The sequence below is a fragment of the Halalkalicoccus tibetensis genome (genome assembly GCF_037996645.1).
GTDB classification, from domain to species: domain Archaea; phylum Halobacteriota; class Halobacteria; order Halobacteriales; family Halalkalicoccaceae; genus Halalkalicoccus; species Halalkalicoccus tibetensis.
In genome coordinates this window covers 221,368-235,307 of record NZ_JBBMXV010000003.1, presented here as the reverse complement: position 1 = coordinate 235,307, position 13,940 = coordinate 221,368, and the positions used below count along the sequence as shown (strand labels likewise).

General features: G+C 68.4%; 17 protein-coding genes. 7 read left to right on the top strand and 10 right to left on the bottom strand.

Annotation, left to right across the window (positions count from 1 at the left end; genetic code table 11):
* Window positions 1-32 precede the first annotated feature (32 nt).
* The 3 genes from WOA58_RS09655 to WOA58_RS09645 are packed head-to-tail and all read right to left on the bottom strand — an operon-like array spanning window position 33 to window position 2,590.
* Entirely contained in the window at window positions 33-233 is a 201-nt protein-coding gene (locus tag WOA58_RS09655; protein WP_340603986.1) for a hypothetical protein, read from the bottom strand.
* The gene (locus WOA58_RS09650; protein WP_340603985.1) at window positions 230-2,206 is read right to left on the bottom strand and encodes a MutS-related protein; all 1,977 of its coding nucleotides are present in this window, start codon (window positions 2,204-2,206) and stop codon (window positions 230-232) included. The genes WOA58_RS09655 and WOA58_RS09650 overlap by 4 nt, the downstream gene beginning before the upstream one ends.
* 45 nt (window positions 2,207-2,251) lie before the next feature.
* A complete protein-coding gene (locus WOA58_RS09645; RefSeq protein ID WP_340603984.1) occupies window positions 2,252-2,590 on the bottom strand; it encodes a hypothetical protein in 339 nt (112 codons plus the stop codon).
* Window positions 2,591-2,687: 97 nt separating this feature from the next.
* Here WOA58_RS09645 and larE point away from each other — a divergent pair, with 97 nt between their 5' ends.
* Entirely contained in the window at window positions 2,688-3,581 is an 894-nt protein-coding gene (larE, locus tag WOA58_RS09640; protein WP_340603983.1) for an ATP-dependent sacrificial sulfur transferase LarE, read from the top strand.
* On the opposite strand, the gene WOA58_RS09635 is transcribed toward larE, so the two are convergent.
* Together WOA58_RS09635 and WOA58_RS09630 are read right to left on the bottom strand one after the other, a co-directional pair.
* Window positions 3,582-4,205, bottom strand: coding sequence for a DUF502 domain-containing protein (locus WOA58_RS09635; RefSeq protein ID WP_340603982.1), 624 nt, complete (start codon window positions 4,203-4,205; stop codon window positions 3,582-3,584).
* Between the two features lie 53 nt (window positions 4,206-4,258).
* Complete coding sequence (locus tag WOA58_RS09630; protein ID WP_340604588.1) at window positions 4,259-5,095, bottom strand: proline dehydrogenase family protein; 837 nt, start codon at window positions 5,093-5,095, stop codon at window positions 4,259-4,261.
* A gap of 90 nt (window positions 5,096-5,185) precedes the next feature.
* Between WOA58_RS09630 and WOA58_RS09625 the strand changes: the two genes are divergently transcribed.
* The 3 genes from WOA58_RS09625 to WOA58_RS09615 all read left to right on the top strand — a co-directional run bounded on the left by WOA58_RS09625 (window position 5,186) and on the right by WOA58_RS09615 (window position 6,783).
* A complete protein-coding gene (locus WOA58_RS09625; protein ID WP_340603981.1) occupies window positions 5,186-5,731 on the top strand; it encodes a CDP-2,3-bis-(O-geranylgeranyl)-sn-glycerol synthase in 546 nt (181 codons plus the stop codon).
* Window positions 5,732-5,806: 75 nt separating this feature from the next.
* Window positions 5,807-6,250, top strand: a complete 444-nt coding sequence (locus tag WOA58_RS09620; RefSeq protein ID WP_340603980.1) for a pyridoxamine 5'-phosphate oxidase family protein — start codon at window positions 5,807-5,809, stop codon at window positions 6,248-6,250.
* A 128-nt stretch (window positions 6,251-6,378) separates the two neighbouring features.
* A complete protein-coding gene (locus WOA58_RS09615; RefSeq protein WP_340603979.1) occupies window positions 6,379-6,783 on the top strand; it encodes a hypothetical protein in 405 nt (134 codons plus the stop codon).
* Here the strand turns inward: WOA58_RS09615 and WOA58_RS09610 are convergent, their stop codons facing one another.
* From WOA58_RS09610 to WOA58_RS09600, 3 genes are all read right to left on the bottom strand, one after another.
* Window positions 6,784-7,617, bottom strand: coding sequence for an FkbM family methyltransferase (locus WOA58_RS09610; protein ID WP_340603978.1), 834 nt, complete (start codon window positions 7,615-7,617; stop codon window positions 6,784-6,786).
* Window positions 7,618-8,008: 391 nt separating this feature from the next.
* Window positions 8,009-9,109: an aminopeptidase gene (locus WOA58_RS09605; RefSeq protein ID WP_340603977.1), complete on the bottom strand. Its 1,101-nt coding sequence runs from the start codon at window positions 9,107-9,109 to the stop codon at window positions 8,009-8,011.
* A 38-nt stretch (window positions 9,110-9,147) separates the two neighbouring features.
* A complete protein-coding gene (locus tag WOA58_RS09600; protein ID WP_340603976.1) occupies window positions 9,148-10,542 on the bottom strand; it encodes an SLC13 family permease in 1,395 nt (464 codons plus the stop codon).
* A gap of 100 nt (window positions 10,543-10,642) precedes the next feature.
* On the opposite strand from WOA58_RS09600, the gene WOA58_RS09595 reads away from it, so the two are divergent.
* The gene (locus WOA58_RS09595; RefSeq protein ID WP_340603975.1) at window positions 10,643-11,659 is read left to right on the top strand and encodes a threonine aldolase family protein; all 1,017 of its coding nucleotides are present in this window, start codon (window positions 10,643-10,645) and stop codon (window positions 11,657-11,659) included.
* Window positions 11,660-11,662: 3 nt separating this feature from the next.
* Here the strand turns inward: WOA58_RS09595 and WOA58_RS09590 are convergent, their stop codons facing one another.
* Window positions 11,663-11,794: a DUF7859 family protein gene (locus WOA58_RS09590; protein ID WP_340603974.1), complete on the bottom strand. Its 132-nt coding sequence runs from the start codon at window positions 11,792-11,794 to the stop codon at window positions 11,663-11,665.
* A 114-nt stretch (window positions 11,795-11,908) separates the two neighbouring features.
* On the opposite strand from WOA58_RS09590, the gene WOA58_RS09585 reads away from it, so the two are divergent.
* Window positions 11,909-12,337 (top strand): DUF2267 domain-containing protein, encoded by a 429-nt coding sequence (locus WOA58_RS09585; RefSeq protein WP_340603973.1) that lies wholly within the window; start codon window positions 11,909-11,911, stop codon window positions 12,335-12,337.
* On the opposite strand, the gene WOA58_RS09580 is transcribed toward WOA58_RS09585, so the two are convergent.
* Window positions 12,334-12,837 (bottom strand): metallophosphoesterase, encoded by a 504-nt coding sequence (locus WOA58_RS09580; RefSeq protein ID WP_340603972.1) that lies wholly within the window; start codon window positions 12,835-12,837, stop codon window positions 12,334-12,336. The two genes, WOA58_RS09585 and WOA58_RS09580, sit on opposite strands and share 4 nt — an antisense overlap.
* 110 nt (window positions 12,838-12,947) lie before the next feature.
* Here WOA58_RS09580 and WOA58_RS09575 point away from each other — a divergent pair, with 110 nt between their 5' ends.
* Entirely contained in the window at window positions 12,948-13,940 is a 993-nt protein-coding gene (locus tag WOA58_RS09575; RefSeq protein ID WP_340603971.1) for a TAXI family TRAP transporter solute-binding subunit, read from the top strand.

The following is a 13,940-nucleotide window of genomic DNA, read 5'->3' as shown; positions in this document are numbered from 1 at the left end:
ACGCTCGCCGGGCTATTCAATCGTTCGCTCGGCTACTCCCCGCGCCACGAGGGCGGCGCGAGCCCGAGCGAGAGGACGGCGACGACGTAGCTCACGCCGACGGCCAGCGCGATCAGCAGCTCGGCCCAGAGGGCGGTGACGCCGGCGGCGTCGGCGACGAACAGCGCGGCGTACGCGAGGCCGACCACGGCGGCGAAATGGGCGACCTCGTAGAGGGTGCTCTCGCGGTTCATGGCTCGAACTTCTCCAGCAGGCGGTCATAAATGGCCGTCCCCTCCTCACGGGCGAGCTTCTCGACGATCAGCTCCGGCGTCGAGCGCGCGAGGTGGTCCTTGACCGGCGAGCGGTTCACCACCAGTTCGCCGTCCTCCAGCCCGACCGCCTCGATCCCGTCGACCGCGAGCTCGCAGTCGGCGGCCGCCCGGATCTCCCGGGCGAGATGCGAGACGAACACCGCCGTGGTGTCGGTCTCGCCGAGCGCCTCGAGGATGCCGGCGATGATCTTCGCGCTCGCACCGGGCTCGGTGATGCTCTCGAGTTCGTCGACCAGCACCAGCCGCCCCTCGCCGCCCGCGGCGAGGTCCGCGAACTCCTTCACGGTGCCCTCGAAGGCGCCCGCGTCGAGCGTTCCCTGCGTCTTGGCGTGGTAGTGCAGCTCCGAGAAGCGCCGGAGTCGGACGCGGTCGGCAGGGACCGGCAGCCCCATCTGCGCGAGGATCACGACCGCGCAGACCAGGTCCAGCGTCGAGGTCTTCCCGCCGCTGTTGACCCCCGAGAGCAGCGTCACGCCCGAGACCGAGTAGTCGACGGGCTCGATCACCTCCAGGGGCTCGGCGAGCAGCGGCGAGCGCCCGCCCTCGATCGTCACTCCGTCCTCCACGAACTCCGGCATCGTGCAGTCGAACTCGCGGGCGAAGCGCGAGACGGCCAGCTCGACGTCGAGTTCGAGCGCTGCCCGCACCAGCGCCGCCGCCGGCTCGCGCAGCTCCGTGAGCGCGTCGGCGAGCTCGCGTTTGCCGCGAGTCGCCCGACGCTCCTTGGCCGCGACCAGCTCCTCGCGCAGCCGTCCCACCACATCCTCGTCGTGTTCGACCGGAAACGTCGGCTCCTCGGGGAAGGCGTTCCGGGCGATCTCGCTCTCGCCGGAGTCGAGCGCGAGCGCGTCGATCAAATGCTCGCGGGCGGCCTCGACGGCGGCGTCGTACTCGTCGGCCAGCTCCCGCGAGAGCAGCGAGTCGATCCCCGCACCCCGCTCGGCAAGCGAGAGCAGGTCGGTGCCCTCGATGGTCACGTCGCGCTCCTCGATCGCCGTCCGGAGGTGGTCGTTGGCGACGCTTTCCGCGGTGTGGACGCTCGCGTCGAGGTCGTCGACGGCCGTCGAAAGGCGTTCGAGCTCCTCGTCGTCGCGGACCTCGCCGTCGGGGCCCAATCGCGAGAGGGCGTCGTCGAGCGCCCTGAGGTCGCAGGGCGGCTCCATGTCGGCGGCGCGGTGGACCGCGACCGCCGCCCGGATCGACTCGCGGTTGGCGGCGAAAAACGAGAGGACGCGCTCGGGGACGACCTCGACCGGGTCGGCGAGCGCGTCGGGCCGGACCTGCACGTCGCCGTCGACCTCGACGCCCGTGAACGTCTCGTCGAGCGCGATCACCGTCGAGTAGCCCCGCGCGAGCTCCGCGAGCCCGCGAGCGTCCTCGACCACTTCCACTGGTAGCTCGGGGATCGCCTCGCGCGCTGCGGCCAGCGTCTCGGCGTCGTTCGTGACCAGACAGCGGTCACGGACCCGCACGTCGCGGGCGGCCTCGAGCGGTTCGACCCCCGCGAGCGCCTCGCGGGCCTCGGGGTCCGGTTCGCGCTCGATCGCCCGCTCGGCGAACTCCCGAACCTCCTCGATCCGGGAGGGCGAGGCCGAGGGGTAGAACGTCTCGAGGCGGCGCTTCGCATACGAGGTGATCGCCCGTTCCTGCAGCAGCGAGAGCAGCTCGCGGTGGATCTCGCGGGCACGGTCGGTGCGCAACAGCCGCGAGGAGTCGTCGTGTTCGCGGCGGATCGCGCCGCGGGCGATCCGGGCGGCCCGCCCCTGGCTGATCCCCGGCGCGCCCGCGAGGTGGGCGACGTCGCCCTCGCGCAGCGCGCGCTCGGCACCCTCGACCTCGGCGAGGGCGCTCGCGGTCTTCGCGCCCACCCCGGGGATCGACTCGAACTCCATCGACCGACACCTACCGGGCGACCGGCAAAAACCTCTCGGCCGGCGTCACTCGCCCAGATCGTGGTCGAACTCCTCGCTCGCGAGCTCCTCGAGCAGGTCCTTCGTCTCCCCGACGGTCCCGTCGTCGATGTCGTCGATCGCCTCGACGCTGTGGGCGCCGCCGTGGGCCGTCTGCAGCGCGTTCAGGTTGAGCTTCCCCTCGGGGTCGACGACCGGGGCCTTCAGGTCCGAGAAGTTCTCGGGCGGGAAGCCCGAGGCCGACAGCAGGAAGTGCTCGGCGACCTCGCCGAGGTCGTCGGTGTCGAAGTCGTTCAGCCGCGGGTCGTCCCACTCGTCGTCGGTCGTACCCGAGTACTCGGGTTCGTGGACGGCGTAGTCGGTCATATCGGGAGGATGGACGGCCGGGAGTATGAACGGCTGGCCTGAGGCTGCCGGGAGCGGGACCCGCACGGCTTTTGTCCGCGGGCGCGCAAGGGCGGGCATGTCCGCAGAGGAGAAACTGGCCGCCGCCCGCGCGGACCTCACGGAGCACGAGGGGGTGCTCGTCGCCTTCTCGGGCGGGGTCGACTCCAGCGCCGTCGCCGCCATCGCCCACGACGCGCTTGGCGAGGACGCCGTCGCCTGCACCGCCAAAAGCGAGACGCTCCCCGAGGCCGAACTCGAGGACGCGAAACGCGTCGCCGGGGAGATCGGGATCCGCCACGAGATCGTGGAGTTCTCGGAGCTCGACAGTCCCGACTTCGTCGAGAACGACGGCGACCGCTGCTATCACTGCCGGTCGATGCGGTTGGGCAAGATGTTCGAGAAGGCCGAGGAGCTGGGGATCCCCGTAGTGTGTGACGGCACCAACGCCTCCGACCCCGGCGAGGGACATCGCCCGGGCCTGCAGGCGGTCGCGGAGCTCGACGCCCGCTCCCCGCTTCTGGATCACGACATCAGCAAGGAGGAGGTCCGAGAAATCGCCGACGTCTACGGGCTGTCGGTCGCCGACAAGCCCTCGATGGCCTGCCTCTCGTCGAGGATTCCGACCGGGATCGAGGTGACGGAGGAACGCCTGACCCGCGTCGACAAGGCCGAAGCCCTCCTCCGTGGATGGGGATTCGAGCAGTTCCGGGTGCGCGATCACGACGGGCTCGCGCGCATCGAGATCGCGCCCGAGGAGCTCGAGGAGGCCCTGGAGATGGAGTTCGTCCGGGCGACCCGCGCGCACATGGAGGACCTGGGCTTCGAGCACGTCACCCTCGACCTGCACGGCTACCGGACCGGCAGCGTCAGCCCCGAGGGGGCGGAGAGCGGGAGCGGGAGCGAGGACGAAAGGGACGCGACGGCGGGGGCGGGCGAGCTGCTCGACGCGCAGTACCCGACGCTCGACTGATCAGTCGGTCGTCGGGCGCTCCTCGCCGTCGCGTCGCTCCTCGACGACGTCGATCGGGATCCCCGCGGGGTTGTCGTTTCGCTCGCCGAAGCCGGCGCTGAGGATCCTCGTGAGGGCCTCCTCGACGGTCTCGTCGGTCTCGATGACGTCCTCCTCTTCGACCTCGATGACGAAGCCGCTGGTGATGTTGGGGGCGGTCGGGAGAAAGAGGAGCTTCCGGCCGTCGGGGGCTTCCCTCCCCGTTTTGAAGGCGGTCATACGGATGTTCTTCCAGGTCTTGATCTTCACCGGGGTCTGGAGGTCGCTCGTTCCCGTCAGCGCGGTCTCGACGGCCATCTTCGAGGCATTGTACACCACGCGGAGGCCGGGAACGCGGTTCATCACGCCGTCGATCGCCGACTCGACCAGCGAGCCGATGGCCGTCCGCATCAGGTAGCCGACGGCGAAGACCAGGAGGACGAACACGACGAGCGTGATGAACACGCGAAGCGCGGGGTTGGCGATGGTCTCGGTCAACGGGAGGTTCGCGATGAACCGGAAGAGCCAGTAGACCACCCAGACGGTGACGATGATCGGGACGAGGACGATCAGGCCGCTCGCCATGTCCCGCTTCCATGTCGACATCGATCCCTCCTTGCGCGGCCGACCTAAAAGGGTTGTTCATCGGCCCAGAACGGTCATCGTCCCAGAACCGCCCGCAGAGCGAAGCCTACGTTTTCCTTTCTCTCCATCATCCGGCGGTAGAAATACGAGAGCCACTTGTCGCCGTAGGGGGCGTACTGGTAGACGTCGTACTCGCGGGCGAGGTCGGTCTGGGCGTCCTCGCGCACGCCCATCAGCATCTGGATCTCGAAGGGCGTTCCATGAGCGTCGTGCAGTTCGCGCGCCCGGTCGATCATCACGGGGTCGTGGCTGCCGACCGCGATCCCGCCGTCGTAGTTCCCGAACATGTACTCGAGGTACTCCTCGTAGACCTCGTTGATCCGCTCGTGGCTCTTGTAGGCGATCGCCGGCGGCTCGTCGTAGGCGCCCTTCACCAGCCGGATTTTTCCGGGTACCTCCTCGAGTCGTTCGAGGTCGTCGCGGGTGCGTTTCAGGTTCGCCTGCAGGCAGACGCCCATCCCCCCTCCTCGGGCCTCGACGAACTCCTCGAAGGCGTCGAGCGTCGCGTCGGTGGTGGTGTGGTCCTCCATGTCGACCCAGACGAACCGATCGTGCTCGTCGGCGGCGTCGACGATCCCTCGCAGGTTGTCCCGAAAGCGTGCCTCGCTGACGTCGAGGCCGATCTGGGTGGGTTTGACCGAGATGCAGGCGTCGAGCCCCGTGCCCGCGAGATCGTCGAGCAGCGCGGCGTAGGCCCGCGCGTCGTCGTCGGCCTCGGTGGGGTCGTCGTAGTGCTCGCCCAGGAGGTTGAGGATGACGCCGACGTCGCGCTCGTTGCACTGTCGGACGTGTTCGATGGCGGTCGCGGGGGTCTCGCCGGCGACGAACCGGCGGGCGATCGGCGGGAGCATACCCACCCCTTCGTCGTCGGGGACTTTAATTGATGGACCGCCCGGCGGCGAACCGTGGGACATTAACTCCCCGGGGCGCTCGGGACCGGTATGGGCCCGCTCGAACTGCTGATCGTCGCCTTCTGGGTGATGTTGCCCGCCTACGTACCGAACAACGCCGCCGTCCTCGCGGGCGGGGGCGCGCCGATCGACGGCGGCCGGACCTGGAACGGCCGCCGGATCCTCGGCGACGGCAAGACCTGGCGCGGGACGATCGTCGGCACGCTCGTCGGCGTGGGGGTGGCCTACCTGCTCAACGTCCTCCAGCCGACGGCCATCGACGTGCTCGGCGTTGGCGTGCCGACCTTCCCGCTGGCCGCGATGGTCGCCCTGCCGCTGGGCGCGATGCTCGGCGACATGGCCGCCTCCTTCCTCAAACGGCGCACCGGCCGGAACCGCGGCGCGCCGCTTCTGGGCGTCGACCAGCTCGACTTCGCCGTGATGGCCCTCCTGCTGACCGCGATCGTCGCCTTCGAGTGGTTCGTCATGGTGTTCACCCTCGCGCTGCTGCTGGTCGTCCTGATCGTCACGCCGATCCTCCACGTCGTCACGAACGTGCTCGCCTACCTCTTCGGGTTCAAACACGAGCCCTGGTAGGCCCCAAGGCCTGCCTTCGGACCAGATTGATGTACAGAGCCACTAACGTTTCGAGATTCGAAAGGAACAGGATCTATGGAAATCGTTGAGAATACCCTTGATGTGAAAGTGGATGCGTTTCTTGACCAGCCACTCTTTTGTTTTTTCGCTCAACAATCCGACGACGGTCCTCGCCTCTCGCCGCTGTGGTTCCTGTGGGAGGAGGAGATCATCTGGAATGTCGCGCGGTTGAGTGGACGGTCGTATCCTGATCGGGTAAGCCAGTATCCTCAAACTGCGATCGCTATCGTTGATTTCGATTCAAGTACAGGACGCGTCGAACATGTCGGGATGCGCGGGCAGGCGGTTCTCAAACCATATGACGAAGACCGAGCGGAGCGTCTGTTTCAGAAATATTTGGGAGAAGAGAAGAGCGAGTGGCCTGAGATGTTTGTCGAGTTCGATACGGATGATTACCGACTTATCAAGTTTGAACCGGAGACCGTCGTTGCCCGTGACCAATCATATCCGACTCAGTGAAGGGAGAGGACTGATGCAGTTATTCTCCGTATTTACTGTGAGTTTCACGAGTTTACTGAATATAGAACTACGCTGCTGGCTACCGCGTAAGCACCGAATTATAAGTCCGGAGTTGCGGAATCGGTGGTATGTACTCGCACGAACACGCGGCGATCGGCGGGGTCGTCGGCGCGCTCGCCGCCGCCCTCCTCGCCCGCGAACGGTCGCTGTCCGCGAAGATCGCCCTCTGGATCTACGGCCTGCTCCTCAGCGTGTTCGTCGATCTCGATCACTTCCTCATCGCTCGGGTGAAGGCCGGCGATTGGTCACACTTCACGAAGGCGGTCTCGGACCCCGTCCGGGCCTTCACCGACCAGGAATTGGTGTTCCCCGACCTGGCGATTCACGGCGAGCGGATCGCGACCCACCTGCTGATCGGCGGCGCGCTCGTCGCCCTGCTGCGGCCCGTGGATCGGACGCTCGCGGCGTTCAGCGCGGTCGTGCTCGCGGCGCACGTGCTCGCGGACGTGCTCCGGGAGTTCGGGCTCGCCTGATCAGCGCTTCTCGGCCTTGATTAGGTACTCGCCGCCCCGGTCCTCGAGGCGCTCGACGCTGAACCCGAGCTCCGCGAGCGATCGCTCGACTGCCTCCGGGCTGGAGCCGTAGTCGGCGGTCGAGCGCCGTCGCTCACTCTCGCGGTGGATCTCGCAGTAGACCAGCCGGCAGTCCTCGCGGGCCAGCGAGTCGGCAAGCCCCTCGATCACCAGTGATTCGGCGCCCTCGACGTCGATCTTCACGACGGTCGGTGGGGGGGCCTCCCCCGCGGCGACGAGGTCGTCGCCGGCCCGCGTCTCGACCCCGAGGCCGTCGGTTCCGGGCTCGGTCGCCAGCGAGGGGGTCCCCTGCCAGTTTTCGCGCTCGCGGCCCGGGTTGCCGAGCGTCCCCGTTCCGGTCGAGTCCGCGAGGGCACAGTCGAACACCCGCGGGTCGGCGTCGCGGCCCGCGAGGCGCCGATGGAGGGTCACCCGCACGTCGGGGTCGGGCTCGAAGGCGACCACGCGCTCGTCGTCGAGGAGCCTGCCCGCGAAGCAGGTGTAGAAACCGCCGGCCGCGCCGACGTCCCAGAAGACGTCGTCGGGGCGGAGCTCGCGAAGCAGGTCCGCGATCATCGTCCCCTCGATGGCGAGGAAGCGCCGCAGGAACCGAGCGTCGTCGCGGTCGGCGAGCCGGAACGTAGCCGGAACGCCGGCGACGGTGACGGTCCGTTCCCCGCGGGTCGCCCAGTAGGCGTCGCTCGCACGGGCGCGAACCGACCGCAGCGCCGTTCGGGCGAGCTCGGGAACGGATCGTCCCTGGCGGACCCCCCGTACTCGGTCGAGGACGCTCATGGCCGTCGCTACTACCGTGGGAACTATAAACACATGGCAGAACAGTAACCGTTCCGATACGTCGAATCGAAGCCGGTCCTAACAGTCGTCGCAGGTGCAGTCGCTGTCACAGGTACAGGTGCCGGTACACGTACAGACGGGTTCGCAGCAGGCTGACATAGCGTTCTACGGGAAGAGTGCCGAGTTAATAAATCGTGCTGCTACTCGAACCCCGATCGTTAGTAAAACTACCCCCGTATTCGGGGTCGAGTTGTTAACTAATCGGGGCGACCCCGGACGACGGATCGCCGCGGCGGTGAGAGAGGGGTCGGAGGAAGGGGGAAGGAGTTCAGGCCTCGTGTTTCTTACGGCTCGCTTTGTTCGCCGTTCGTGTTCGAGGCCGTTGCGCCGCTCAGGCCTCGCGTTCCTCGAACCCGTCCTCGAATCGGAAGGTACCGTTTCGCTGGACGACCTCGCCGTCTACCTCGATCCTCGAGTCCTCGCTCATGTCGACGATCATGTCGACGTGGACCGCACTCTCGTTCTCCTCGACCCCCTCGCCGACGCACTCGCCGTAGGCCATCCCGACGGCCATGTGAACCGTGTCACCCATCTTCTCGTCGAACAGCATGTTGTAGGTGAACCGGTCGATGTCGCGGTTCATCCCGATGCCCAGCTCGCCCAGCCGGCGCGCGCCGTCGTCGGTGTTCAGCACCTCGGTGAGAAGGTCCTCGTTCTGCCCTGCGGAATGTTCGACCACCTCGCCGCCCTCGAACTCGAGGGCGACCTCGGTGATCTCACGGCCCTGGTGATAGAGCGGCTTGTCGAAGAAGACCGAGCCCTCGACGCTGTCGGGGACGGGGGCGGTGAAGACCTCCCCTCCCGGGAGGTTCTTCTCGCCGTAGTCGTTGAGGGTGGTGTTGCCCGCGACGCTCATCGTGACGTCCGTTCGGTCGCCCGAGACGATCCGGACCTCGTCTGCGGGGTCGAGGATCTCGACCATCTCCGCCTGGAACTCGCGCTGTTCGTCCCAGTTCTTGTTGATCGCGTCCCAGACGAAGTTCTCGTAGGCCTCGGTGCTCATTCCAGCGAGCTGGGCGTTCGCGGGCGCGGGGAACTGCGTGAGACACCAGCGCTTCGAGAGGCGTTCCTCCCGGATGGGCTGCTGGGCGACCGAGTAGGCCGCCGTCGTCTCGGGGTCGACGTCGCTGGTCTCGGTGGCGTTCTCGTTCGCGCGGAGGTGGATGAACGCGTCCGTCTCCTCCATCAACGCTTGCTCGTGATCCGGGGTCTCGAATTCCTCGTCGTCGGCCGCGCGAAGGAAGGCGCGTTTCGCGCGCTCGTTGGCGTTGAGCGAGATCGGGTTCGCCCCGCGATCGCCGAGCACCTCGTGGAGCGCGACCACCAGATCGCTTGCGACGGCGGGCGCGCTGACGATCACGTCGTCGCCCTCGGCGATGTCGGTCGAGTGGTCGACGATGACCTCCGCGTGTTCGCGGATGCGTGGATCCATATCGGACCTGAAGCGCGCCCGACCAAACCGGTTTGGGTTCAGTACAGGAGCGTGAAGAGCCCGAACTGGACCGGCAGGAGGATTAGGATCGTCGCCAGCGAGCAGGCGACGGTCACCCGGATCAGGTCGCGGGCTTCGACGCCCTCCTGTGCGAGGATCGCCACCAGCACGGCCGACTGGTAGGGGAAGAAGTAGGTACCGAGGGCGAGCGCCTCGGTCATCACCACCGGCGTGAGCGGCAGGCCCGCCGCCGAGGCATAGGAGACGAGCACAGGGGTCAGGACGCTCGCGACCGCGAGCCCCTCCATCAGGAGATTCAGCAGGATGGTTGCCCCGAAGACGAACGCCAGCGCGACGGCGAGCGACCCGTCGGTGGGGATCGCCCCGAGGAGCTCCTCGGCGGCGAGGTCGGCGAAGCCGGTCTCCGAGAGCCCCTCGCCGATGGCGAAGACGCCCCCGAGGAAGAAGAGGATCGAGTAGTCGGGGTCGCCCGCGGCCGAGAAGTCGATGACGCCCCGCGAGGGGAGGAAGACGAGCGCGACGACGAGGATCGCGCCGAAGACGGGGTGCAGCCCGTGGAGGAAGTCGGTGGTCCAGAAGAGGGTGCCCGCGAGCAGGAACAGCGCCATGCGCCGCTCGCCCGCGCCGGCCGCCCCGGGGCCGGTCGCGGGGATCTCGACGGCCGAGTCGCGGGCGGGGCGATACAGCGCGAAGACGACGCCCGCGACAAGCAACGCGCGGGCCAGTCCCATGACCGGGAAGAGGACGAGCGCCCACTCGGCCCAGCCGATCGCGACGTCGCCGAGCGACTCGGCGATCCCCGAGATGATGACGTTCGGGAGCGCGGCGGTGTAGATGCCCGAGGCGCCATAGAAGGTGGCGAAGAGCGGGCCGAGGAAGACCCCGATTCGAGCATCGCGGTCCTCGAAGAGCTCGCCCGCCTCGTAGAGCACCGGCGCGAGCACGAGCACGCGCACGAGCGTCGAGGGGACCAGCAGTGCGAACGCGAGCGCACCCAGACAGAGCGCGACCAGCAGGGCGCCGTAGGCTCGAAGCGGGTCGTCGCGCCAGCGCTCGGGGACCGCCCGGGCGACGATCCAGCGGCCGGCCCACGCCGCCAGCCCGCTCTCGCGGGTCGCGACGCCGATCAACAGCCCGAAGCCGATCAGCCACGTCGCGGGCGACTGGAAGCCCACCAGCGCGAGGTCCGCGGAGAAGGCCACCCCGACCAGACCGATACAGACGACGCCCGTGTAGGCGGGCGGGACGGGGTTGAGGATCCAGAGCACGACGCAGAACAGCGTGATCGCGAGCATCACGGCCGACCCGCCCGGAAGGGGCGAGCCGACGAACGCGATGGCGGCGGCCGCGAGCGCGATCAGAAGCGCGGGAGCCGGCGAGCGAAGCGCCCCGGCCCGTTCGATGGCCGACATTCACCGGGACTTCTCGGATCACGGCTAAAAGGGGACGGGTACTGGCAGCTCCCGCGCGCCGAGGCGGGAGGGTTTTGCCGGTCGGCCGCTCACGCCCGGTATGATCGATCTGCGAAGCGACACGGTGACCCGCCCCGACGACCGGATGCGCGAGGCAGCCCGGGACGCCGAGGTGGGCGACGACGTCTACCGCGAGGACCCGACGGTCAACGAGCTCGAAAAGCGGGCGGCCGAGGTCGTGGGGACGGAGGCGGCGCTGTACGTCCCGACGGGGACGATGGGCAACCAGGTGGCGGTCCACACCCACACCGAGCACGGCCAGGAGGTGCTCTGCGAGCGCGAGAGCCACGTCGTGAAGTGGGAGCTGGGCGGGATGGCCCAGCTCTCGGGCCTTCAAGTGAGAGCGATCGAGGGCGACGACCGCGGGGTGGTCTCGGCCGAGCAGGTCCGGGAGGGCTACGTCGCGGAGGACCTCCACCGGCCCGGAACGGGCCTGCTCACGCTGGAAAACACCCACAACAGCAAGGGTGGGGCGGCGATCGAGGTCGAGAGGATCGCTGAGACCGCGGCGGCGGCCCACGATCTCGGCGTGCCGGTCCACCTCGACGGCGCGCGGCTGTTCAACGCCGCGGCGGCGCTCGGCGTCGAGGCGAGCGAGATCGTCGAGCCGGTCGACTCGGCCATGTTCTCGCTCTCGAAGGGGCTGGGCGCGCCCGTGGGTTCGATGCTCGCGGGCGGCGAGGCGTTCATCGAGCGCGCGCGGCGGGGGCGCAAGCTGTTCGGCGGCGGGATGCGCCAGGCCGGGATCATCGCCGCGCCCGCGCTCGCGGCGCTGGAGAACCGCCACCGCCTCGACGAGGACCACGAGAACGCCCGTGCGCTCGCGGCGGGACTCGACGATATCGAGGGGCTGTCGGCCGCCGAACCCGAGACGAACATCACCCTCGTGGACTGTTCGGGGACCGACCACACCGCCGAGGAGTTCCTGGGGGCCTGCGAGGGGGAGGGCGTTCTGGGGGTCGCCTTCGGCGAGCACGTCGCCCGGTTCTGTACCCACTGGGACGTCGGGGAGGAGGAGGTCGAGGAGGCGATCGCGGCGGTCGAACGGGCGCTGTAGGGGCTACCGTCGGCCGCTCTCGAAGCCGTCGCGGAAGCCAAAGAGCACCTTCCGGACGAACAGGTACGAGCCGCCGACGAAGAAGATCAACATCGCTATCGAGACGAGATAGACGATGTCGAACTCGAGGAACATACGCGCACATCTCGTGGCGGGCCAAAGAGGGTTTCGGCCGGCCACGCGGGACTTAGTGCGCCTGCGATTGCCGACGAAATCACTTACTGGCCGCCCGGTCCAATCACGGACGCTATGGACCACGACACTTTCATCGGCGAGGTACAGAACCGTGCCGAGCTGGCCTCCCGCGGCGAGGCGTTGAGCGCGACACGGGCGACGCTCCAGACGCTCGCCGAGCGCATCGAGGAGGGACAGGCGACGAACCTGGCGGCCCAGCTGCCCGACGAGCTCGCGCGTTATCTCGAGGAGGACGCCGACACCACCGACTCGTTCGACTTCCAGGAGTTCGTCTCGCGGGTCGCAGAGCGCGACGAGAACCTCGCGGACGGCGACGAGGACGACGCCCGCTCGGCGGCCGCGCTCCACGCCCGCGTCGTGACCGACGTGCTCGAGGAGGCGATCACCGAGGGACAGCTCGAGGACGTCCACAGCCAGCTACCCGACGAGTACGACGAGCTGTTCGAGCTCGCCGAGGCCGAACAGCACCCCGGCCAGAGTTAGAGGGAGAACTCCTCGAAGGCGTCCCCGTCGGGCTGATAGAGCCGCCCGCGAACCCCCTCTTCGGTTTCTTCGAGTTCCGCGTGGCCCGGCCGGTTGCCCCGCGGTTGTGCGTGGCTCCCCGGGTTCAGCAGGACCACGTCGTCGGTTCGGGTGACCCCCGGCTGATGGCTGTGGCCCGAGATCACGAGGTCGGCGCCGCGTTCGCGCCCGAACATCGCCAGCCCGGTCGGGCCGCCGTCTCGCTTGTGGGTGACCGCGACCCGCAGACCCGCCCACTCGAGGGAACGGGCGTCAGGCAGCCGGTCGCGGACCGCGGCGTCGTCGGCGTTGCCGTGGACCGCGTCGAGCCGGGCGGCCTCCCCGTGGAAGGCGTCGAGCGCGGAGGCGGTCGTGAAGTCGCCCGCGTGGACCACGCGCTCGGCCTCGCGGACGGCCTCGAGGGTTCGCCCCGAGAGGGCGTGCCCCCCGTTGCTATGGGTATCGGAGACGACGACGAGCATGTCCGAACTGTGCGGGCGACGAGGGTGTAGGTTTCGGTCGTCCTGTGATTCGATCGATAGATAGAACTCCTTAAGGAATATTTATTATCGCCCGCCGAGACCGCCAGCGTATGGCAGATAGTGACGGACGGAGGGGAATCGCGAGACGGAGGTTTCTTCAGGCGGCCGGTGGCGGGGCAATCGTCGGGACGGCGGGCTGTCTGGACAGCCTCGACGAGGTCGGCGGCGGCGGGGGCGAGGACTTCGTCACGATCGGCACGGGCGGCACGGGGGGCGTGTACTACGTCCTCGGGGGCGGCATCGCCGATCTGCTGAACGAGGACGAGGAGCTCGACGTCGACGCCTCGGCCGAGGCGACCGGCGCGAGCGTCGAGAACGCCCAGCTGCTCGGCCAGGAGGAGATCGATATGGCGCTGATCCTCGGCAACTCGGCGCTGCTGGCCGTCGAGGGCGAGGGCGACTTCGACGAGCCGGTGCCGATCCAGGCCGCCTTCGGGGCCTACCAGAACCACACGCAGGTCCTCATACCGGAGGACTCGGAGGTCGAGACGCTCGCCGATCTGGAGGGCGCGAGCGTCAGCGTCGGTGCGCCCGGCAGCGGCACCGAGGTGATCGCCCAGGAATTACTCGAGTGGTACGGCCTCTCATACGACGACATCAGCGAGGAGCGCCTCGCGTTCGACGAGACCGCCGACGCGCTGATCGACGGCCAGATCGACGCCGGCTTCTGGAGCGTCGGCCCGCCGGCCTCCTCGATCGAGGAGGTCTTCTCACAGCGCGACGTGCGCCTGCTGAGCTTCCCCGAGGACGATCTCGCGGAGATCGACGAGGAGTTCCCCTACTACGAGGAAGGGACGATCGAGGCGGGGACCTACCCCGATCAGGACGAAGACGTGCTGAACCCCGCGGTGACCAACGTGATGGCCGTCCACGAGGAGATGGACGAGGAGTTTCTCAACGACGTGATGGCGGTGATCTTCGAGAACCTCGACCAGCTCGAGAACGTCCACCAGGTCGCGGGCGACTTCGAGGAGACGGCGCGGGACGCGCCGATCGACTACCACCCCGGCGGGGAGGCGTACCTCGACGACGCGGGCCTGTAG